Origin of the sequence: Mesorhizobium sp. L103C105A0 (assembly GCF_000502215.1) — a bacterium.
GTDB lineage: Bacteria > Pseudomonadota > Alphaproteobacteria > Rhizobiales > Rhizobiaceae > Mesorhizobium.
Window position 1 is genome coordinate 335,059 of the sequence record NZ_AYXF01000002.1, and the last position, 19,530, is coordinate 354,588.

Genomic DNA, 19,530 nt, shown 5'->3' on the forward strand with positions numbered 1-19,530 from the left:
ACCCATGACAAGTTTGACGGCATCGCTTCGGCTCCTGACCTCGACGCTGGCGATGTCGCTTGGCTTGATGCCGGCGTGGGCTCAGTCCGCGCCGGCTCCGCAACTCAGCCTCGAGCTCAATGCCGCGCAGCCCTCCGAAAAGGGTTGCCGCCTGACCTTCGTCGTCAACAATGCGCTCGGCGCCGATCTTTCCAAGGCGGCATTCGAAATCGCGCTGTTCAACGAGGCCGGCATTGTCGACCGCCTGAGCGTGCTCGACTTCAAGGACCTGCCGGCCGGCAAGACCAAGGTGATCCGCTTCGACCTCGCCGGCACCGACTGCACCAAACTCAGCCGCGTGCTGATCAACAGCGCCACCGAATGCGCCGGCGTCGAACCGGGCGCCTGCATGCGCGGCCTGAAGACGCAGACCAAGACCGGTATCGCATTCGGCGTTTGAGGTGGGTCTGCATCCCGCCTTCCTGCACGACAATGCGACACGACCCGTCGCAGCTCCGCCGTCATGGCCGGCAACCGATCTTGATTTGACAATCCCACCCCGCTCGCGGCAGGTCTCGCCGCGAACCATGCAGGACATCACCCCCCTCCCCGACGCCGGCAACGAACCGGCGATTACGATGGACGAGCTCGCACAGCCGGCAGCCGCGGACCGCAAATGGACTGTGGCGATCGTCGCGTCCTGCCTGCTCCATGCCGCTGCCGCAGCGGCGTTCTTCATCGGACCCGCAGGGACATTCGATTCCAGTAACGCGATACAATCCGAAGGCACCGACCAATTGGGCGCCGAGGTGGTCGGCAGCGCCTTGGACAGCCAGGCTCCCGACGCGGTCGATGTTACCCTGGTAACCGATCCGCAGCCGGCCAAGCCCGAGGCCGTTCGACCCGTGCCGCCGACCGAGGCGCCTCAACCGGTAAAGGAGCCGGCGGCGCCCAAGCCTGCGCCGGAAGCCGCCAAACAGGCGACCGCCGCGCCAGATACACTGACGGCCGCCATCCCGAATGATCAAACTGTCGCCCCAAGCGCTGAGACGTCGACTCCGCCAGGGGTTCAAACGCAAAGTTCAGAGGCACCGCCCGCCGACGAGCCCGCCGTTGATTTGCCTGCTGCCAAACCACCAGTCCCGAGCCCGCGGCCGACCCCTCCAGCCGGATCTGGAGATACCCGCGGTGCGGCAGATGGCGAAGAACGCGACGCTCCGGCGGTTGCCAGCAAGGGTAAAAACCAGGACGCGGCTGGCAATGCGATGGAATCTCGTTACGGCGGTGAAATTCAAAAGAAGCTTGCCCGCGCTAACCGGCGCGTTTCGAAGGAAATTCAAGCCAAGGCTCGCAACAATGCCAGGGTCTATTTCGTCGTCATGGCTGACGGCAGCGTCAGCGACTTGCAGCTTGTCGAAAGTTCAGGGTCTGCCGAACTAGACCAATTCGCTTTGAAACTGGTGCGCCAGCAAGCCCCGTTCCCGCCCATTCCACCCGAGACCGGATTATCAAGTTGGGTGTTCAGGGCGCGGATCGGTCCGTTTTAACCAGCTCGCAGACCTTCGCCAAATCGTCCATCAATTCAAGAGGAAGCCCAATGTACATCGCCATGAACCGCTTCAAGGTCCAGAACGGCTCGGAGACCGCTTTCGAGGATGTCTGGAAGAACCGCGATTCGAGCCTCTCGGAGATGAAAGGCTTCAGGGAATTCCACTTGCTGCGCGGCCCGGTCAACGAGGCCGAGGGTTACACGCTGTTTGCCTCGCACACGGTGTGGGCAAGCCATGAGGATTTCGTCGCCTGGACCAAATCCGAGAATTTTCGCGCCGCCCACCGCAACACCGGCACGTCGAAGGTGCACTATCTCGGCCATCCGCAGTTCGAAGGCTTTTCGGTCGTCGAAGGCGCCTGATTGAGATTTCACCCGTCGACGAGATCTGACGACGGGCAGATGCCGTCATGTTCCGGTTGAATTCCGGCCGCCCAGTCGCTGAAGCCACTGGGCAATGTGCAGGCGCAGCCGCCGCCAGGGCTGTCCGCGTGTCAGGTAGCGCGCCAACCGCGGATCACCGGCCAGCTCCGGGAATTGGCGCACATGCTGCGTCAGGAATGCAGCTATGAAATTGCGCCCGTTGAGATCGCTGAGCCAGGCAGAATTCGCCAGCAAATAGTCTGCGGCATCCGCCGCCAACACGCTCCTGTAGCTCCTGTATGCAGGCGTTTGCCGCACATTGCCGCCGGCAAAGGCAGTTCCGGTGGACAGGTTGGAGCCATGCAGGCGATAGAGCCCGAGACCTTCTGACAGGATGAGGCTGCCGCCGGCCTGGTGCGCGAGTGTCGCCGTCAGATAATCCGTCCCGACCTTGGCCTTGAACGGGAAGGACAATACCGGTTCCAGCGCGCCACGCCGGTACATGATCGCCGAGCATTGCGACCACAGCCAGCCCGTCACCGCAGGTGCGAAATAGGTTACCGGATGCTCCGATGCGTAGGCGATCCCAGGCGCCATGCCGGCAAGCCAGCCACCGGGCGCGATGGCGACGCCGCTGCGATCCGCTCCGGAGCGCGGTTTGCGCAAGGCAAGGAAGGTGCCGCCCAGCAACGTGCCGTCGCCATCGACAAGGAACACATCGGAACTCGAGAGAGCGGCCGAATGCGTCGTGTTGAGATGGGCGGACAGATGCGCGAGGAGAAAATCTGGCAGCCACACGTCATCGGCGTCGAGAAACGCGACGAAGGGCGCGTCGGTTGCGGCAAAGCCGTCGCGGAATCCCGCGGTCTGGCCGCCATTCTCCGTGCGCGCCAACAGGCGCAGGCGCGGATCGTCTATATCCCTTAGAAGCTGTCGGACATGGTCGGCCGAGCCGTCCGTCGAGGCATCGTCGACGATGACGCATTCCCAATTCCGGTAGGTCTGCGCAAGCACCGAGCGGATCGCCTGTTCGACGTACGGCCGATAGTTGAAGCAGGTGATGACCACCGCCACGCGCGGCAGCTCAAACGGTCCGGACGTGTCTTCCATCTGTTCAGCTGCCCGCTCGAGTTGCTGTCTGTCCCTTGCGCATATCCTTGCAACTCGTTGCAGGCAAGCGAGCTGCGAAAAGTCCCCTAGGCCGCCGCGAGCAGGCTGGCATTGCCGCCGGCAGCCGTGGTGTCGACGCAGACAGCGCGTTCATGCGCATAGGCCGCCGGGTTGAGCACCTCGCTGACCAGCGGCACGATCGGCCCGCTGCGGTCGGCAATGACCTTGCGCACGATCCGCGCCGCCTCGGGCCTGCCCGAGAAGGCGACGACATGGACGCGCAGCGAACGCGCTTCGACTGGGTCTGGCCGACCGTCTATGGCCGCCAGCGGCAACCCCTTGCCGGTCAGCGCCGACAGTGCCGCCGGCGCGCTCGGCGCCACGGCCAGCACCGCATTGCCGGCGGCCAGCGCCTGGATCGTCTGGGCAAGCAGCGTGTCGGCGTCCGGACCGAGGCACAGCACCCGGCCACGCGGCGACAGCGACAGCGTGTTGGCCTCGCCGGTCGGTCCGGGCAGGTCGACCTGGCCGAAATCGATGGCGGCTGCAGCGCCGATCGCTGCAGCGCCCTTGCCGCGCAGATGCTTTCTCAAGATGGCGATGCGGTCCGGCCGCGTCGACCAGCCGCCAAGCGTCGGATCGGGCAGATTGTCGGCCAGTTCGGTCGCCGTCACCTTGTGGCCCTCGGCAATCTCCGTGCCCGCCTCCGGCCCCTTGCGGAACCGCCGGAGATAATGCGGCCCGCCGGCCTTCGGCCCGGTGCCCGAAAGCCCCTCGCCGCCAAAGGGCTGCGAGCCGACGACGGCGCCGATCTGGTTGCGGTTGACATAGATGTTGCCGGCATGGATGCCGTCGACGAAATGCTGGACGCGGCCTTCGATGCGGGTGTGCAGGCCGAAGGTCAGGCCATAGCCTTTGCGGTTGATGGCGGCGATGACGGCTTCGATCCCGTCGGCGTCGAAGCTGGCGACATGCAGCACCGGACCGAACACTTCGCGCTCCATCTCCTCGATGCCTTTGACCCGGAACACATGCGGCGCAACGAAGCGGCCATCTTTGGGTGCTTCGAGCTTGGCGATCAGCCGGCCCTGCAGCCCCATTTTGGTGCAATACTCGCGGATCGAGTTCTGCGCCTCGTCATCGATGACCGGCCCAACATCGGTCGAAATCTGCCAGGGATCGCCGATGGTGAGCGCTTCCATGGCGCCCTTCAGCATCTCCAGCATCTTCTTCTCGACATCCTTCTGCACGTAAAGCACGCGAAGCGCCGAACAGCGCTGGCCTGCACTCTGGAAAGCCGATGCCAGTATGTCGCGCACCGCCTGTTCGGGCAGAGCGGTGGAATCGACGATCATGGCATTGAGACCGCCGGTCTCGGCAATCAGCATGGCGTCCGGCGCAGCCGTCTCGGCCAGTTGCTTCTCGATCAGCTTGGCGACCTCGGTCGAGCCGGTGAAACAGACGCCGGCAATGCGCGGATCCGCGGTCAGCGGTCCGCCGACCGCCGGACCGTCGCCCGGCAGAAGCTGGATGACATCTTCCGGCACGCCGGCCTCGCGCAGCAGTTCGACGGCGCGGAAGGCGATCAGCGGCGTCTGTTCGGCCGGCTTGGCGATGACCGAATTGCCGGTGACGAGCGCTGCCGCGATCTGGCCGGTGAAGATGGCAAGCGGGAAATTCCACGGCGAAATGCACACGATCGCGCCGCGCGCCTCGCTGCCCGCTTCGTTGTTGGCCGCTTCGGCAGCGTAGTAGCGCAGGAAGTCGACGGCTTCGCGCAGTTCAGCCACGCCATCGGCCAGCGACTTGCCGGCTTCCCTTGTAGCCAGCGCGAAAAACTCGACCGCATTGGCCTCATAGAGGTCGGCGGCGCGGTTGAGGATGGCGGCGCGCTCGGCAACGGGACGCTTCGCCCAGGCCGGCTGCGCTTCCACAGCAAAGCGCACCGCGGTCGCGACCTGCTTGGCAGCGGCTTCGGCGACCGTGCCGACGATCTCGGCAGGCTTTGCCGGATTGACCACCGGGCGCTGCTTGCCGTAGCCGGCGGCGCGCGTGATCGGCTTGGCATGCCAGCGCTCGGGCCTGGCAAAGGCCGCCTTGGCCTTGTCGATCGCCGCCAGCGTCACCGGATCGGTGATGTCGAACCCCTTCGAGTTGCGCCGACCAGCGCCGAAGATCGTCGCAGGACGAGCGATTGCCGGATTGGCGGCGGGGCCCTGGCTCTCGACCGTCTCGAGCGGATCGCGCGCAATATCCTCCGGCTCGACGTCCTCGTCGGTGAGCTGATGGACGAAGGAGGAGTTGGCGCCATTCTCCAGCAGGCGGCGAACCAGATAGGCCAAGAGGTCGGAGTGCGCGCCGACCGGCGCATAGATGCGGCAGCGCGTGCCTTCGGCCCGGCGCACCGTCTCATGCAGCGCTTCGCCCATGCCGTGCAGGCGCTGGAATTCGAAAGCGTCACGGTTGTCAGCCATCGACAGGATGGCGGCGACGGTATGGGCATTGTGCGTGGCGAATTGCGGATAGATGCGGTCGGTCATCGACAGCAACTTTTTGGCGCAGGCCATGTAGGAAACATCGGTGTTGGCCTTGCGGGTGAAGACGGGGTAGCCGGAAAGCCCGAGCGTCTGTGCCCGCTTGATCTCGGTGTCCCAATAGGCGCCCTTGACCAGCCGCACCATGATGTTGCGGTCGTACTTTTCCGCCAGCGCATAGAGCCAGTCGATGGTGAAGGCCGCGCGCGGGCCGTAGGCCTGGACGACGACGCCAAAGCCATTCCAGCCGGCAAGCTCCGGCTCGGACAACACACGCTCGATCACATCGAGCGACAGGTCGAGCCGGTCGGCCTCCTCGGCGTCGATGTTGAGGCCCATGCGCGAATGGCGTGCGGCCAGCGCCAGCGACAGCAGCCGCTCGGCCATCACCGGCAGCATCTTTTCCTTCTGTGCCTCTTCGTAGCGCGGATGCAGCGCCGACAGTTTGACCGAGATGCCGTGGTTCTGGCGGATATCGGGACCGTTGGAGCCTGAATCGAGCGAGGAGATCGCATCGGCATAGGCCTTGAGGTAGCGCAGCGCGTCGGCCTCGGTGCGGGCCGCCTCGCCCAGCATGTCGAAGGAATAGAGATAACCTTTCTGGATCATCGACTTGCCGCGCTTGACGGCTTCCGCAATGGTGCGGCCGAGCACGAACTGCTCGCCCATTTCGCGCATGGCGGCGGCGACCGCCTTGCGGATCACCGGTTCGCCCAGCCGGCGAACCATCGAGCGCAGCGTGCCTTCAATGCCGCCCTCGCCTTCGTCGAGCACACGGCCGGTCAGCATCAGCGCCCAGGTCGAGGCGTTGACGAAGATCGAGCTCGAACCGCCCGAATGCGCCGACCAGTCATGCGGTGCGATCTTGTCGGCGATCAGGTCGTCCATAGTCTCGGTGTCAGGCACGCGCAGCAGTGCCTCGGCCAGGCACATGAGCGCCACTCCTTCCTTGGTGGAGAGGCCGTAGGCGGAGAGAAAAACCTCCATCAGCCGCGGGTCGGACGAGCCGCGCACCGCGCGCACCAGATCCGCGGCACGGGCCGAGACGGCCTTGCGGTCATCGGCCGAAAGTTCTGTCGCGGCAGCCAGGCGCTTCACAGCCGCGTCTTCGTCGGGCAGGTAGTTGGCGCGGATCTGCTGGCGGATGGTGTCGAGCGGCATGGCGGTCCTGCGGAGCAAACATCTGGGAGCGGGCCGGCGGTCGCCGGACCGAATGGCGCAAGCTAGCACAGAGCCGCATTTTCGGCCGGTCCAAAGAAATCGACATGGCAGGCCGAATGATCTATCATTGCGGCTCAATTGTTATCAGATGGGCTGTGATATCCGTGACAGAAGACCAATTGGACCGCATCGACAGAAACATCCTGTCGGCGCTGGCGCGCGACGGGCGGCTGTCCATGTCGGAACTGGCCGGCAAGGTCGGCCTGTCGAAGACGCCGGTGCAGGCGCGGGTGAAGCGCCTGGAGAAGGACGGCTATATCAGGGGCTATCAGGCGATCATCGATCGCGAGCGCATGGGCGAAGGCCATGTCGCCTTCGTCCAGGTAAAACTGTCGGACACGCGCTCGGCCGCGCTCGATGCTTTCAACCGTGCGGTGCAGACCGTGCCGGAGATCGAGCAGTGCCACATGATGGCGTCGAGCTTCGATTATCTCCTGAAAGTCCGTACCACCGACATCGCCGCCTATCGCCGCGTGCTCGGCGAGCGCATCTCGGCACTGCCGCATGTTGCGCAGACCTCGACCTTCGTGGCCATGGAGACGGTGAAGGATCGCTAGCTCACTCCGACAGCGTCTTCAAAAATGCCACCAGCGCCGCGCGTTCGCGGTCCGACAGTTGCAACGGGTGCACTTCGGAGGTGCCTTCAACGGCCGCCTCCGCCTTCGCGTAGTGCGCCACCACCTCCTCCAGCGTGGAGAACTGTCCGGCATGCATATAGGGCGGCCGTGTCGCCGCGCCCCGCAGCGACGGCGTCTTGTAGGCACGCATCAGTTCGGGTGCTGCCTTGACGATGAAGCGCAGTTCTCCGCAGGCGCCGGCGTCGCCATCGCGGAAGGCGCCGAAGCAGTTGAATGGGTCGGCCTGAACCTGGGCCACCGCATCGAAACGGCCGCGATCCAATGGCAAATCCCTGACCGGCCGCACGCCGGTGTTGTGGAAAGCGTTGTCGGTGAAGCGCGGGCCGTTATGGCAGGTGACGCAATTGGCCTTGCCGATGAACAGTTTCAGCCCGAGCATCTCCTCCTGCGAAAAGGCATCGTCGGCTTTCGGCTTGGCGCCTGACGCAAGATCGATGGCAAAGCGGTCAAAGCGCGTCTGTGCCGGTTCGATCGACCGTTCGAAGGCGGCGATCGCCTTGCCGATATTGGAAAAGACGCGGTTGACGTCGTCCATTTGCGCCGCGGTCATTGCCTTCCACGCCGCCTGCTCGGCCTCATTGCCGAGCGGGCTGGCGTTGGCCGGCACGGCGGAAAGATCCGGCAGTGGCCCGAAGATGCGCTCATAGCGCTCGCCGAACCGCTTCTGGATGTAATGCGCGAAGGCCGCGCGGTTCCCCGCCTGCTCAAGCGGATTTTCCAGGGGCGTCAGCGCCTGCGCCCACAGGCTGTCGCGCCGCCCATCCCAGAAGAACCACGGATTGCGGGCGATGCCGGCCAGCGGCATCGAGCGCCTGTTGGTGCGGCCGACACCGACGGATTGCGGCAGGTCATCCTGGAACTGCCGGTCGATCTTGTGGCAGGTCGAGCAGGATACGTTACCGTCACGGCTCATGCCCTGGTCGAAGAACAGAGTGGAGCCCAAGGCGGCGGCGGCCGGCACGTCGGCGAAGCGGTTGGTGGTGTCGGGTTTGAGCGCCGGCAAGGTGTTCAGCGCCAGCGAAGCGATGGTCTTCTTCTCGGCATCGGAAAAATCCGGTTTGCCGCAGCCGGCAACGAGCACGACCGCCGCCAATGCCAGAAGGCGCAACAGGCCGTTCATCCGCTCACAGCACCACGTTGAAGACGACCGTGTCGGAACCGGCCGCCGCCGAAATGGCGAAGCGTAACTGCCACACGCCGCTCATGGTGAATTTCAGCCCCTCGATGCGGTAACGCCCCTCGCCAAGATAATCGGTCGCCTGCGGACTGGTCGGCAAGCCGTGATTGTGCTGCGGCATGCCGCCGGACACCGAGATCGCCGCACCTTCCACGGAATCGCCGTTGACCGTCTTCAGGGTCAGCAACCAGGATTGCAGTTCGCCTTGCCGGATAACGCCGCGTTCCGGCTGAATGCTGGCGACAAACAAGCCGTTCGCCGTCTTCTTCGAGCGCGAAACATCGGAGCTGGGCGCCGACTGCGGCGCGGTCAGATAGACGATCGCCAATATGCCAGCCAGCAAGGCGGCCAGACCAACGCCCGCAAGAAGATAACGCCATATCGATGCCAAACCGGTTCCTCTTCTGGACATAACGTCTCGGGAAGCAATTCGCGTCCCGCCGCTTCTGTGGGAAAACGCTTCTGGCGCAAAAAACCGCCGCCGCCAAGCATGGCGCTGCCGGCCGCAAAAAGCTACAGCAGCGAACTGATCCGGAGACAGATACATGGCAGCAGACGGCGTCGCTTCGATCGGTGAATGCATGCTCGAACTGTCCGGCCAGGCCGGGCCGAACTGGCGCATGGGCTTTGCCGGCGACACGTTCAACACGCTGTGGGCGCTGCATGCGCTGAGCGGCGAGCGGCCGGCGACCTATGTCTCGGCCTTCGGCGACGATCCCTTCTCGCAGGGCCAGATTTCGTTCTTCGCCGAAAACGGCATCGGCATCGGCGCCAGCCCGGTCATCCCAGGCGCGCGGCCCGGCCTCTACGCCATCACCTTGACCGGCGCCGAACGCGCCTTCACCTACTGGCGCAGCGACGCGGCGGCCAGGCGGCTCGCCTCGTACCCGGCCGCCTTGGAAAAAAGCCTTGAAAACCAGGCTCTTGTGTATTTTTCCGGAATCACTTTGGCAATTCTGGATGCCGCCGCGCGCAAGACGTTGCTGGCGGAAGTGTCCAAGGCGCGGGCTGCCGGTTCGCTCGTCGCCTTCGACCCCAACTACCGGCCGCGCCTGTGGCAGAGCCGCGAGGAGGCGCAAGCCGCGATCCTCGACGCGCTTGCCGTCGCCGACATCGCGCTGCCGACCTTTCCCGACGAGCAGATGCTGTTTGGCGACTCGGCACCGCAAGCGACCGCCGAACGGTTCGGAAAACTCGTCGGCGAAGTCGTCGTCAAGAATGGCGAGAAGCCCGCGCTGATCGCCACTGGCGGAGCCCTGCAGCCGGTTCCGGCCCAGCATGTCGCCACCCCGGTCGACACCACCGGCGCCGGAGATTCCTTCAATGGCGGCTATCTCGCCGCCCGGCTGGCCGGCCATGCCCCGGCGGATGCCGTGCAGCGCGCGCATCGCGTCGCCGCCGCTGTCGTGCAGGTGCGCGGCGCGCTGGCGCCGTTCGAGGTTCTAAGAACCGCTTTCGAGGGCTAAGACCTTAGGGAAGCCTGAAACGATATTCCGTCACCTGATGATAGATCTGGCCCGGCCACAGCGTGGCCTGTGGGAAATAAGGCCGGTTCGGCGCGTCGGGCCAGGTCTGCGCTTCCAGGCAAAAGCCGGAAAACGCCTTGTAGCGCCGTCCGTCCAGGCCGCCTGAGGTTGGCGCGACATACTGGCCGGTGTAGAGCTGCAGGCCGGGCTCTGTGGTCCAGACCTCCATCTCGACGCCGGAATTGGCGCCTTGCGCCCACGCCACCTGGTGAAGCGGGCCCCGGGCTGACGCCAGGCAGAAATTGACGTCGTAGGGAAGCTGCTCGCCTTCCGTTTCCATGCGCAGCGGCCGCGCCTGGCGGAAGTCGAAGGGCGTGCCGTCGACCGGTTTGACCACGCCGGTCGGGATCATCTCGCCATCGACCGGCGTATAGGCGCCGGCATTCAGCATCAGCCGGTGGTCGAGAATGTCACCGGCGCCGCCATCGTCGAGATTGAAATAGGAATGCTGCGCCAGATTGCACAGCGTCGGCTCCTCGCAAGTGGCGGTCAGTTCCATCGAGAGCGTGCCGGGAATCTTCAGCCGGTAGGTGCAGGTGACGTCGAGCGCGCCGGGAAAGCCCATCGTGCCCTCGGGATCGTGCAGGGTCAGGGTGACAAAATCCCGGCCGTGCAGCGAAACCGTCCACGGCCGGTGGAAGAAGCCCTCCGAGCCGCCATGCAGCGTGTGCTTGCCGAGGAAATTGCGCTCGGTCTGGTAGCGCTGGCCGGCAATGGTGAAGCGGCCGTCGCGGATGCGGTTGGCGTAACGGCCGACGACCGCGCCGAAGAAGGCCCGGTCAGTCTCGTAAGGCTCGAAGCGATCGTAGCCCAGCACCAGCGGCGCGTCGTGCCCGGCGAGCCGCAGATCCTGGATGATTGCGCCGAGCCCGATGATGTTGGCGCTGACGCCGCCGCCCCGGATGGTGAAACGGCGAACGGGTTCGCCTGCCTGCGTCGTGCCGAAGACTTCGCCGTCCTTCATCGCTATGTCCAAATGCTAATTCGTCGATCTATCGACTTAGAGCAATTCCAGGAAAAGTGTGAAACGGTTTTCCGTCCGGAATTGCAAAAAACAAAGAACTGGAGCGGTTCGGCGTTTCCGTGAAACGCTGAACCGCTCCAGTCCGGCTGAATGTCGTCTGGCAAGGGCAGGCGCGCGGCCTGCCCCCGTCAATGATTTAGAGGCCGAGACCCCCGATGCAGACATATTTGGTGTCGAGGTAATCCTCGATGCCCTGGTGTCCGCCTTCCTTGCCGAGGCCCGATTCCTTGACGCCGCCGAACGGCGCTTCCGGCGTGGTGATCAGGCCTTCATTGACGCCGACCATGCCGTATTTCAGGCCTTCCATGACCCGGAAGGCGCGGCCGAGATCGCCGGTGTAGAAATAGGCGGCCAGGCCGAACTCGGTGTCGTTGGCAAGCGCAATGGCTTCCTCTTCGGTCTCGAACTTGAACACCGGGGCGATCGGGCCAAAAATCTCTTCCTTCATGAAGCGCATGTCAGGCTTCGCATCGGCGATGACAGTCGGCTGGAAGAATGAGCCGCCAAGCGCGTGGCGCTTGCCGCCGGCAACGACCTTGCCACCCTTCGACGTGGCGTCGGCGATGAATTCCTCGACCTTCTCGACCGCCTTCACGTCGATCAGCGGTCCCTGCTGCACGCCCTCTTCCAGGCCCGAGCCAACTTTCAGCGCATTGCTCGCGGTGGCCAGCTTCTCGACAAACTTGTCGTAGATGCCGGCCTGCACCAGGAAGCGGTTGGTGCACACGCAGGTCTGGCCGGAATTGCGGTATTTGGCGGTGATGGCGCCGGCGACGGCGCGATCGAGGTCGGCATCGTCGAAGACCAGGAACGGCGCATTGCCGCCGAGTTCCATCGAGACCTTCTTGACGGTGACGGACGACTTCTGGATCAGCAGCTTGCCGATCTCGGTCGAGCCGGTGAAGGTGATCTTCGACACCAGCGGATTGGCGCAGATCTCGTCGCCGATTTCGCCGGCAGCACCCGTCAGGATGTTGATGACGCCCTTTGGGAAGCCGACCTCCTCGGCGAGCGCGCCCCATGCAAGGCCGGAATACGGCGTCTGCGAGGCCGGCTTGACCACGGCGGTGCAGCCGGCGGCAAGCGCGGGGCCAAGCTTGCGGGCAAGCATCGAGGAGGGGAAATTCCACGGCGTGATGGCGGCAATGACGCCGACCGGCTCCTTGGTCACCAGGATGCGGCGATCGCCCCATGGTGATGGCACGACATCGCCATAGGTGCGGCGGCCTTCCTCGGCAAACCACATGATGTAGGCGGCAGCCGAACCGATCTCGCCCTTGGATTCGGCGAGCGACTTGCCCTGCTCGATGGTGAGCAGTTCGGCCAGCACATCCTGATTGTCCATCATCGCGTCATGCAGCTTGCGCAACAGCTTCGAGCGCTCAAGCGCGGTCGTCTTGCGCCAGGTCTTGAAGGCTTCGCTTGCGGCTTCGATGGCGCGGCGGGTTTCCGCCTTGCCCGACTTCGGCACGGTGCCGATCTTGAGACCGGTGGCCGGGTTGTTGACGTCGACCGTCTGGCCGCTGTCGGCCTGCACCCATTCGCCGTTGATGAGATTGGCCTGGCGCATGAAATGGCTGGTTTTCTGCAGCATGGTCTAGCCTCCGTTCGGCGCACTGACGGGCCGGTTTCCTGGATCTCTTGAACGAGCGTGCACAATGGCGGCGGAGCCGACACGCTGAAGCCACTGCTCTTTACCTAGGGCAAGCCCGGCAAGCAATTGCAAGATGGCATATAGGCTTTGGGCCAGCCCAACGCCAGAGAAAATTCACATGTAAATTAGTTTGGGCCGCAGCCTTGTCAAAGACCAGCCTTGCCAAAGACCAGCCTTACAGAAGACCAAGCCTACCCAAAGACATGCACCACCACCGTCAGCCAAAAGGCGGTTGTAACAACCGCGCTTGCCGTGGCGATGGTCATCTGGTTCGACGCCAACGCCTGGCCGGTGTTGAACTGCACGGCGATGAGATAGGAATTGATGCCGGACGGCAGCGCCGCCACCACGACCGCCACTTTGGCCGTCAAGGGCGGCAGGCCAAACAGCCAGACCAGGCCGAGCACCAGCGCCGGCATCAGGAACAGTTTCAGCGTCGACAGCGCCAGCGCCGGTCGGATGTTACCGGAAATGCCGAAACGGCGCAGGCTGAGCCCCATGGCGAACAGCGCCACCGGCCCGGCGGTGTTAGCCAGCGCATCGGCCAATCGCATGGCAAGGTTCGGCAGCGGCGCGCCGGTGAGGCGCCATGCCAGCCCGGCCAGGATGCCGATGATCAACGGATTGGTGAACAGTCTTCTCAGAAAGCTCTGGATGATGCGCAGCGGGTGTACGGGCTCGCTGACGCCGCGGCCAAATATCTCGAACATGATGATCGAAGCCATCATCATGGTCGGCAGATGCACGGAAACGAGCAGCGACAGCACTTCGAATCCGCTGGACCCGAATACGCCGAGAACGAAGGGAATGCCCAGCAACACCACATTCGAGAAGGATGACGACACTCCACCGACGATGCCGGTGCGCGCGTCCCGCCCGAAGATCCGTGTCGTCACCAGATGGCCGGCGGCCCATGTCATTGCAACCGCCGCGAAATAAGCACCCCACAGCGACCAGGGCGCCACGCCGTGGAAATCCGAATTCACCATCGTCCGAAACAGCAGCAGCGGCATCGCGACGTTGATGGCGAATTCGGAGATGCCGTCCCCGCTGGCCGGTTTCAGATAGCCGGTGAGCCCGGTGACATAGCCGAGCGCGACGAGGCTGAAGACGAAAAGAACGGTTTCGGTGAGCGGAGACATTTTTCAGGGATAGGCGAGCCCGGATTCCAGCGCAATCGCCATGATCTTCAGAAACTGATCCTCGATCCGCCCGGCGCCTGAATTTGATAATGGTCGGGTGGCAGCGCTATACAGGCTTGGTATCATCAGGGCGGACACACAGCGAATGGTTGCGACGCCGAAACAGCGTCATTTCAGACAGGGGTGGCCGGTCAGACAAGTGTGGCTGGTCAGACAGGGGTGGCTGGCGGGTTTCGTCGCTATACTGCTTTGCCTTGGCGTATCTGAGGCCCAGGCCGCCGAGACCAAAAGTCTCAAGGGCGTGGCGCTGATCATCGGCCAGTCGAAATACGAACACATCGCAGCCCTTGCCAACCCGGCCAACGACGCCCGCGACATGGCCAAGATGCTGACCGACCTCGGCTTCGACGCCCGCAACGTCACCGATCGCGATGCCGCCAAGCTGAAGCGCGATCTCGATCGGTTTGTCGAGGATGCCGACGGCGCCGACGTCGCCTTCATCTATTATTCCGGTCACGGCATCGAGTCGGGCGGCGAGAACTATCTGGTGCCGGTCGACGCCGACGTCTCGTCGCTGAAAAATGCCGGTGAGGCGCTGGTGCCGATTTCAGCCGTCATGGACGAGCTGAAAAAGACCGTGCCGGTGACGATCGTGCTGCTTGACGCCTGCCGCACCAACCCGTTTCCGCCGGACGCGGTCGTGCGACGCGGGCCGACGGCTTCCGCCGAGCCTGTCGGCGCCGGCGGGCTGGAACCGGTGCGCGGCGCCAAGGCGCTTGCCAGTGCCTCAGTGGATGATGCCAGCCTGGGAACCGTGGTCGGCTTCGCCGCCGAGCCGGGCCGACCGGCGCTCGATGGCGCCGCCGGCGAAAACAGCCCCTACGCCGCCGCCCTGCTGCGCCACCTCACGGCGATGAAAGGCACCGAGTTCGGCTCGGTCATGCGCATGGTCACCGAGGAAGTCTATCTCGACACCAAGGCAAAGCAGCGCCCCTGGGTCAGCGAGAGCCTGCGTCGCCTGCTCTATTTCGGCGTCGCGCCGCCGGAACCGACCGGCGACGACGGGCTGATCACCGGCGAGAGGCGGCAATTGCTGCTGACCATTTCCGACCTGCCCGATCCCAAACGGGCTCAGGTGGAGTTGGCTTCTCTCCAGGACGGCGTGCCCCTTGACGCGCTCTACGGCGTGCTCAAGGCGCTCGGCACGGAAAAGATCCCTGAGGATCCCAACGACCTGCAGAAGGTGCTGGACAGCCAGGCCGAGCGTCTGAAGAAGATGATGGCCGAGCGCGCCGCATTACGCACCGACGATCCCGAGATCAGTCGCCTGGTCGCATCCGCCGACAAGGCCATAGGCCAGGGCGCCATGGTGACGGCGCGCAAATTCCTCGACGACGCGGTCGGCCGGATCGAGGAAAACAGCGGTGCGGTCGACGAGGCCGAGGACCTGCTCCGGCAAAAGCGCATCGCCGACGCCGCCATCTATGCCAAACGCGCCGACGCCGCCGCGCTGGTCTTCGACTACAAATCCGCCGCCAACGACTATGCCAAGGCGTATTCGCTGGTCGAGAAGTGGGACGAAAAGCTGCGCTGGAACTACAAGAACCAGGAGGCCGAGGCGTTGAACGCTCATGGCTACGCCACCGGCGACCTCGATGCGCTGCAGCACTCCATCGAGGCCTATCGCACCATCTTGAACTTCATCCCCAACGGCGAACAGAATCGCGACTGGGCAATCACCCGCAACAACATGGCGGTGGTGCTGCAGACCATTGGAGAGCGCGAAACCGAGACTGCGCATCTCGAAGAAGCGGCGGTGATTTTCCGCGATTCGCTGGTGGTGTTCGAGCGCGAGAAGGACGACCGCAACTGGGCCGCGGCGCAGAACAACCTGGCCAACGTGCTTCTGAAGATCGGCGAACGCGAGAGCGACCCGAAGCGTCTCAATGAAGCGGTGGCGGCGACGCGCGCCACCCTTGAGAAGCGTCCGCGCGACAAGCTGCCGTTGGACTGGGCCGGTTCGCAGAACAATCTAGGCCTCGCGCTCTATGCACTCTCCGAGCGTGAGCCTGCCGGCGAGCATCTCACCCAGGCCGAAGCAGCCTACCGGCTGGCGCTTGAGGAATACACACGCGAGAAAGCACCCGTGGAATGGGCGATGGTCGAGAACAATCTCGGCAACACGCTTGTAACGCTTGGCATCCAGCTCAACGACAAGGCGAAGATCAACGAGGCGGCCGACGCGTTTCGCGCCGCGCTGGAAGTGCGAACCCGCGAAACTTTCCCGGTGTCCTGGGCGACCAGCCGCCTCAACCTGGGCAATGCGCTGAGCGGTATCGCCCGCTTCGATATGGGCACGGCTACGCTCGAAGAAGCTGCTGCTGCCTATGACGACGCTCTGACGGTGTTTACCCGCAAGCGCTTCCCGATGGACTGGGCGTCAGCCCAGAACAATCTCGGCTCGATCTATCAGACGCTGGGCCAGCGCACGCGTGATGCGGCCAAGCTGGAACAGTCGGCGGCAGCCTTCCAGGCGGCACGGCAGGTCTATGTCAGGCGGAAGTTCCCGCAGGACTGGGCGATGAGCTACTACAATCTCGGCAACACGCTGCAGCTTCTCGGCGGCGTCACCGACAAACCCGAGCATTACAGCGAGGCGGTCGACGCCTACGGCAATGCGTTGCGCGAGTACAAGCGCGAGACGAACCCGCGGCAATGGGCAATGGCCCAGGCCGGCCTGGGCTCGACGCTGCACTGGTTGAGCATGAGCAATGGCGATGCCAAGACCCTGCAGGATTCGATTGCGGCGCGGCGGGCAGCGCTCGAAATACTCACCATCGAGGCCGCGCCGGTCGACTGGGCCAACGCTCAAAATGGCATCGGTATGAGCCTGCTCAATCTCGGCAATCTCCAGCGGACCGACAAATATCTCAACGACGCCGAAGCGGCGTTCACGGCGGCGCTGAAGGTGTTTACGCGCGAAAGTCAGCCGCTGCAGTGGGCCTTCGAGCAGAACAATATCGGCGACGTCCACTGGAACCGCGCCAGCTATGGCGCGGGCAAGCCGGAATATCTCAAGGCGATCGAATTCTTCGAGAACGCCAAGCAGGGCTTCACCGAAGCCGGCTACACGATCCCTATCCCGCTCACCGATCAGAAGATCGAGCTGGCGAAGAAGCAAATGGCGAAAATGTGAAGCGAACCGAGGGTTCGCCTTTCGCTTGTCTTTGTGCCGGCTTTCCGATCCCTATATCAGAATGACCGGAGCCGGCATCCGGCTCCCGGAAAGGTTTCGATGATTCGATTTGTGCTGTCGCTGTTCCTGCTTGCTGTTCCCGCCGTCGCCCACGCGACCGACGCCGGCTGGGCGCTGCTGCGTGACGGCGGCCATGTCGTGCTGCTTCGCCACGCACTGGTCACCGGCACCACCGACCCCGCCAATTTCGTCATCGACAACTGTGCCACCCAGGTCAATCTATCGGCGCGCGGCAAGCAGCAGGCGAGCAAGATCGGCGCGCTGTTCGGCGCCCGCGCCGCCCCCATCGAGCGGGTGCTGTCCAGCCGCTATTGCCGCTGCCTCGACACTGCCCGCATCGCCTTCGAAGCGGAGCCGGAGCTTTTTGCGCCGCTCGACCTCCTGAGGAGCGATCCGACCGAGAAGGCCGCGCAGCTCGACGCGGTGATGAAGGAAATCCGCGCCTACACCGGTTCCGACAATCTGGTCATGGTCACGCATCTCGAAAACATCGTCGCGCTGACCGGCGTCTCGCCGCGCGAGGGCGAAGCGGTGGTGGTCGAGCCGCAGGGCGATGGCTTGCGCGTGCTCGGCCGCGTCACGTTCTGAGAGAGCCAGTGGTCAAGCTCCGTGAAAACTTAGCTGACGTAACGTCAACTGGAAGGGCCACCGGCTTGTCGGGCGGCCCTTCTTGTCTTCACGGGAGGGCCATCCCATCTGCGCCCCGCGCATCAGGCCTTTTCCTGCCGGGAAAAACCGATTAGACAGCGCCCAAACCAGATGCGGACAGATTCCGCCCGCAACCGAAGGAAGAGCCCTTGTCCACCACGTTCGACAAAGTCGCCAAGATCATTGCCGACACCAGCGAGATCGATATCGACACCATCACTCCCGAGAGCCACACGATCGACGATCTCGGCATCGACAGTCTCGATTTCCTCGATATCGTCTTTGCCATCGACAAGGAATTCGGCATCAAGGTGCCGCTGGAAAAGTGGACCCAGGAAGTCAATGACGGCAAGGCTTCGACCGACGATTACTTCGTCATGAAGAACCTGTGCGCCAAGATCGACGCGCTGGTCGCCGCCAAGACCGCCTGATATCGGCTGGCGCGCGGCCTTGACGGGCTGCGCCGCCTGACCCACAAAGCCGCTCATGAGCAGCCCTCGCGACGTCGTCATCACCGGTATCGGCCTTGTCTCCTCGCTGGGAGAGGGTCCGGATACCCACTGGCAGAAGCTGGCGCAGCCCGGCCTGCAGCCGGTGCTCGAATCCGCGCGCTTTGCGCCCTACACCGTGCATCCACTGCCGGAGATCGACTGGAACCTGCAGATCGCCAAGCGAGGCGACCAGCGGCAGATGGAAACATGGCAGCGGCTCGGCACCTATGCGGCCGGCATGGCGCTGGACGACGCCGGCATCAAGGGCAATGACGAGCTCTGCACGACCATGGACATGGTTGTCGCTGCCGGCGGCGGCGAGCGAGACGAGGCGGTCGATGCCGCCATCCTCGCCGCGTCCGAGAGCCGCAACGACCGCGACGTGCTGCTCAACGAGAAGCTGACCACCGAATTGCGGCCGACGCTTTTCCTGGCCCAGCTCTCCAATCTGCTCGCCGGCAACATCTCCATCGTCCACAAGGTGACGGGATCGTCGAGGACCTTCATGGGCGAGGAAGGTGCCGGCGTCGCCGCCGTCGAGACCGCCGCGGCGCGCATCCGCTCCGGACAGTCGACCCACATACTGGTAGGTGGCGCCTTCCAGACCGAACATTCCGACATGCTGCTCGGCTATGAATTGGCCGGCTATCTGCATCGCGGCCCATGGAAGCCGGTCTGGCAGAGACAGGGCGCCGAGGGCGGCGGCCTGGTCTCCGGCTCCGGCGGCGCCTTCCTGGTGCTGGAGCAGCGCGAACACGCGCAAAGCCGCGGCCGCAAAATCTATGCCGAGCTCGGACCGGTCGTCTCAGGCCGCGCCCGGCGTTCGCGCGGCGAGCTTGACGCCGAGATCGCGACACTGCTCAAACAGGCAACTCTCCCGAACGGCAAGTTGCTGGCCCTGTCGGGCGCATCCGGGGCGCATACCGCAACGTCAGCCGAAAAGGCAGCGCTGGATGCCAATCCGGCGATATCGGCGCGCGGCTTCGCGACGCTGACCGGGCATATGAAGGAAGCGCAGTTTCCATTCGCGGTCGCCCTCGCCGCCCTGGCCGTCGACCGCAAGGCCGCCTACCCCGTTTTCGACGCCGCGGCCGAGAAGCCGTTCGAAGGCATTCCCGAAACCGTGCTCGCAACGGCAATCGGCTATCACCAATTCGAGGGCATGGCGCTGGTCAACGCTGCTTGAAGCAGCGCTGCGCGATCATGCTGCAAAGTTAA

General features: G+C 64.2%; 16 protein-coding genes. 9 read left to right on the forward strand and 7 right to left on the reverse strand.

All coding sequences use genetic code 11. The features are described 5' to 3' along the window. The first annotated feature begins 4 nt into the window (after window positions 1-4). The 3 genes from X727_RS158045 to X727_RS158035 all read left to right on the forward strand — a co-directional run bounded on the left by X727_RS158045 (window position 5) and on the right by X727_RS158035 (window position 1,891). Window positions 5-439 (forward strand): hypothetical protein, encoded by a 435-nt coding sequence (locus tag X727_RS158045; protein WP_023710743.1) that lies wholly within the window; start codon window positions 5-7, stop codon window positions 437-439. A gap of 127 nt (window positions 440-566) precedes the next feature. Continuing rightward, window positions 567-1,526 (forward strand): energy transducer TonB, encoded by a 960-nt coding sequence (locus tag X727_RS158040; protein ID WP_023833817.1) that lies wholly within the window; start codon window positions 567-569, stop codon window positions 1,524-1,526. A 50-nt stretch (window positions 1,527-1,576) separates the two neighbouring features. Further along, window positions 1,577-1,891 (forward strand): antibiotic biosynthesis monooxygenase, encoded by a 315-nt coding sequence (locus X727_RS158035; RefSeq protein WP_023681734.1) that lies wholly within the window; start codon window positions 1,577-1,579, stop codon window positions 1,889-1,891. A gap of 45 nt (window positions 1,892-1,936) precedes the next feature. Here X727_RS158035 and X727_RS158030 read toward each other — a convergent pair whose 3' ends face one another. Both X727_RS158030 and putA read right to left on the reverse strand, forming a co-directional pair. Further along, on the reverse strand, window positions 1,937-3,001 hold the full coding sequence (locus X727_RS158030; protein ID WP_023833818.1) for a glycosyltransferase: 1,065 nt from the start codon (window positions 2,999-3,001) through the stop codon (window positions 1,937-1,939). Between the two features lie 86 nt (window positions 3,002-3,087). Further along, on the reverse strand, window positions 3,088-6,696 hold the full coding sequence (putA, locus tag X727_RS158025; protein ID WP_023833819.1) for a bifunctional proline dehydrogenase/L-glutamate gamma-semialdehyde dehydrogenase PutA: 3,609 nt from the start codon (window positions 6,694-6,696) through the stop codon (window positions 3,088-3,090). A 164-nt stretch (window positions 6,697-6,860) separates the two neighbouring features. On the opposite strand from putA, the gene X727_RS158020 reads away from it, so the two are divergent. Beyond that, on the forward strand, window positions 6,861-7,313 hold the full coding sequence (locus X727_RS158020) for an Lrp/AsnC ligand binding domain-containing protein (RefSeq protein WP_023696487.1): 453 nt from the start codon (window positions 6,861-6,863) through the stop codon (window positions 7,311-7,313). A 1-nt stretch (window position 7,314) separates the two neighbouring features. On the opposite strand, the gene X727_RS158015 is transcribed toward X727_RS158020, so the two are convergent. Together X727_RS158015 and X727_RS158010 are read right to left on the reverse strand one after the other, a co-directional pair. Further along, the gene (locus X727_RS158015) at window positions 7,315-8,514 is read right to left on the reverse strand and encodes a cytochrome c peroxidase (protein WP_023696486.1); all 1,200 of its coding nucleotides are present in this window, start codon (window positions 8,512-8,514) and stop codon (window positions 7,315-7,317) included. 4 nt (window positions 8,515-8,518) lie between these two features. Then, entirely contained in the window at window positions 8,519-9,154 is a 636-nt protein-coding gene (locus tag X727_RS158010; RefSeq protein WP_245274130.1) for a FixH family protein, read from the reverse strand. Here X727_RS158010 and X727_RS158005 point away from each other — a divergent pair. After that, window positions 9,117-10,037, forward strand: coding sequence for a sugar kinase (locus tag X727_RS158005; RefSeq protein WP_023833821.1), 921 nt, complete (start codon window positions 9,117-9,119; stop codon window positions 10,035-10,037). The genes X727_RS158010 and X727_RS158005 overlap by 38 nt on opposite strands. A 4-nt stretch (window positions 10,038-10,041) precedes the next feature. On the opposite strand, the gene X727_RS158000 is transcribed toward X727_RS158005, so the two are convergent. The 3 genes from X727_RS158000 to X727_RS157990 all read right to left on the reverse strand — a co-directional run bounded on the left by X727_RS158000 (window position 10,042) and on the right by X727_RS157990 (window position 13,917). Next, window positions 10,042-11,067, reverse strand: coding sequence for an aldose epimerase family protein (locus tag X727_RS158000; RefSeq protein ID WP_023681740.1), 1,026 nt, complete (start codon window positions 11,065-11,067; stop codon window positions 10,042-10,044). A gap of 190 nt (window positions 11,068-11,257) precedes the next feature. Next, window positions 11,258-12,715, reverse strand: a complete 1,458-nt coding sequence (locus tag X727_RS157995; protein WP_023707861.1) for an NAD-dependent succinate-semialdehyde dehydrogenase — start codon at window positions 12,713-12,715, stop codon at window positions 11,258-11,260. A gap of 251 nt (window positions 12,716-12,966) precedes the next feature. Beyond that, window positions 12,967-13,917, reverse strand: a complete 951-nt coding sequence (locus tag X727_RS157990; protein WP_023833822.1) for an AEC family transporter — start codon at window positions 13,915-13,917, stop codon at window positions 12,967-12,969. Between the two features lie 199 nt (window positions 13,918-14,116). Between X727_RS157990 and X727_RS157985 the strand changes: the two genes are divergently transcribed. The 4 genes from X727_RS157985 (at window position 14,117) to X727_RS157970 (ending at window position 19,498) form a co-directional block, all read left to right on the forward strand. Beyond that, window positions 14,117-17,113: a caspase domain-containing protein gene (locus X727_RS157985; protein ID WP_023833823.1), complete on the forward strand. Its 2,997-nt coding sequence runs from the start codon at window positions 14,117-14,119 to the stop codon at window positions 17,111-17,113. Window positions 17,114-17,212: 99 nt separating this feature from the next. Beyond that, the gene (locus X727_RS157980) at window positions 17,213-17,761 is read left to right on the forward strand and encodes a histidine phosphatase family protein (protein WP_023670442.1); all 549 of its coding nucleotides are present in this window, start codon (window positions 17,213-17,215) and stop codon (window positions 17,759-17,761) included. A gap of 209 nt (window positions 17,762-17,970) precedes the next feature. After that, on the forward strand, window positions 17,971-18,252 hold the full coding sequence (locus X727_RS157975) for an acyl carrier protein (RefSeq protein ID WP_010909964.1): 282 nt from the start codon (window positions 17,971-17,973) through the stop codon (window positions 18,250-18,252). Window positions 18,253-18,307: 55 nt separating this feature from the next. Further along, complete coding sequence (locus tag X727_RS157970; RefSeq protein ID WP_023833824.1) at window positions 18,308-19,498, forward strand: beta-ketoacyl-ACP synthase; 1,191 nt, start codon at window positions 18,308-18,310, stop codon at window positions 19,496-19,498. Window positions 19,499-19,530 lie beyond the last annotated feature (32 nt).

What these genes read in the sequence shown, in the direction of transcription:
- X727_RS158015 (WP_023696486.1), bottom strand. Translation starts at nt 8,514, where the DNA reads ATGAACGGCCTGTTGCGCCTTCTGGCATTGGCGGCGGTCGTGCTCGTT.
- X727_RS158035 (WP_023681734.1), top strand. Translation starts at nt 1,577, where the DNA reads ATGTACATCGCCATGAACCGCTTCAAGGTCCAGAACGGCTCGGAGACC.
- X727_RS158040 (WP_023833817.1), top strand. Translation starts at nt 567, where the DNA reads ATGCAGGACATCACCCCCCTCCCCGACGCCGGCAACGAACCGGCGATT.
- X727_RS157980 (WP_023670442.1), top strand. Translation starts at nt 17,213, where the DNA reads ATGATTCGATTTGTGCTGTCGCTGTTCCTGCTTGCTGTTCCCGCCGTC.
- X727_RS158045 (WP_023710743.1), top strand. Translation starts at nt 5, where the DNA reads ATGACAAGTTTGACGGCATCGCTTCGGCTCCTGACCTCGACGCTGGCG.
- X727_RS157990 (WP_023833822.1), bottom strand. Translation starts at nt 13,917, where the DNA reads ATGTCTCCGCTCACCGAAACCGTTCTTTTCGTCTTCAGCCTCGTCGCG.
- X727_RS158030 (WP_023833818.1), bottom strand. Translation starts at nt 3,001, where the DNA reads ATGGAAGACACGTCCGGACCGTTTGAGCTGCCGCGCGTGGCGGTGGTC.
- putA (WP_023833819.1), bottom strand. Translation starts at nt 6,696, where the DNA reads ATGCCGCTCGACACCATCCGCCAGCAGATCCGCGCCAACTACCTGCCC.
- X727_RS158010 (WP_245274130.1), bottom strand. Translation starts at nt 9,154, where the DNA reads ATGCATTCACCGATCGAAGCGACGCCGTCTGCTGCCATGTATCTGTCT.
- X727_RS157970 (WP_023833824.1), top strand. Translation starts at nt 18,308, where the DNA reads ATGAGCAGCCCTCGCGACGTCGTCATCACCGGTATCGGCCTTGTCTCC.
- X727_RS158005 (WP_023833821.1), top strand. Translation starts at nt 9,117, where the DNA reads ATGGCAGCAGACGGCGTCGCTTCGATCGGTGAATGCATGCTCGAACTG.
- X727_RS157995 (WP_023707861.1), bottom strand. Translation starts at nt 12,715, where the DNA reads ATGCTGCAGAAAACCAGCCATTTCATGCGCCAGGCCAATCTCATCAAC.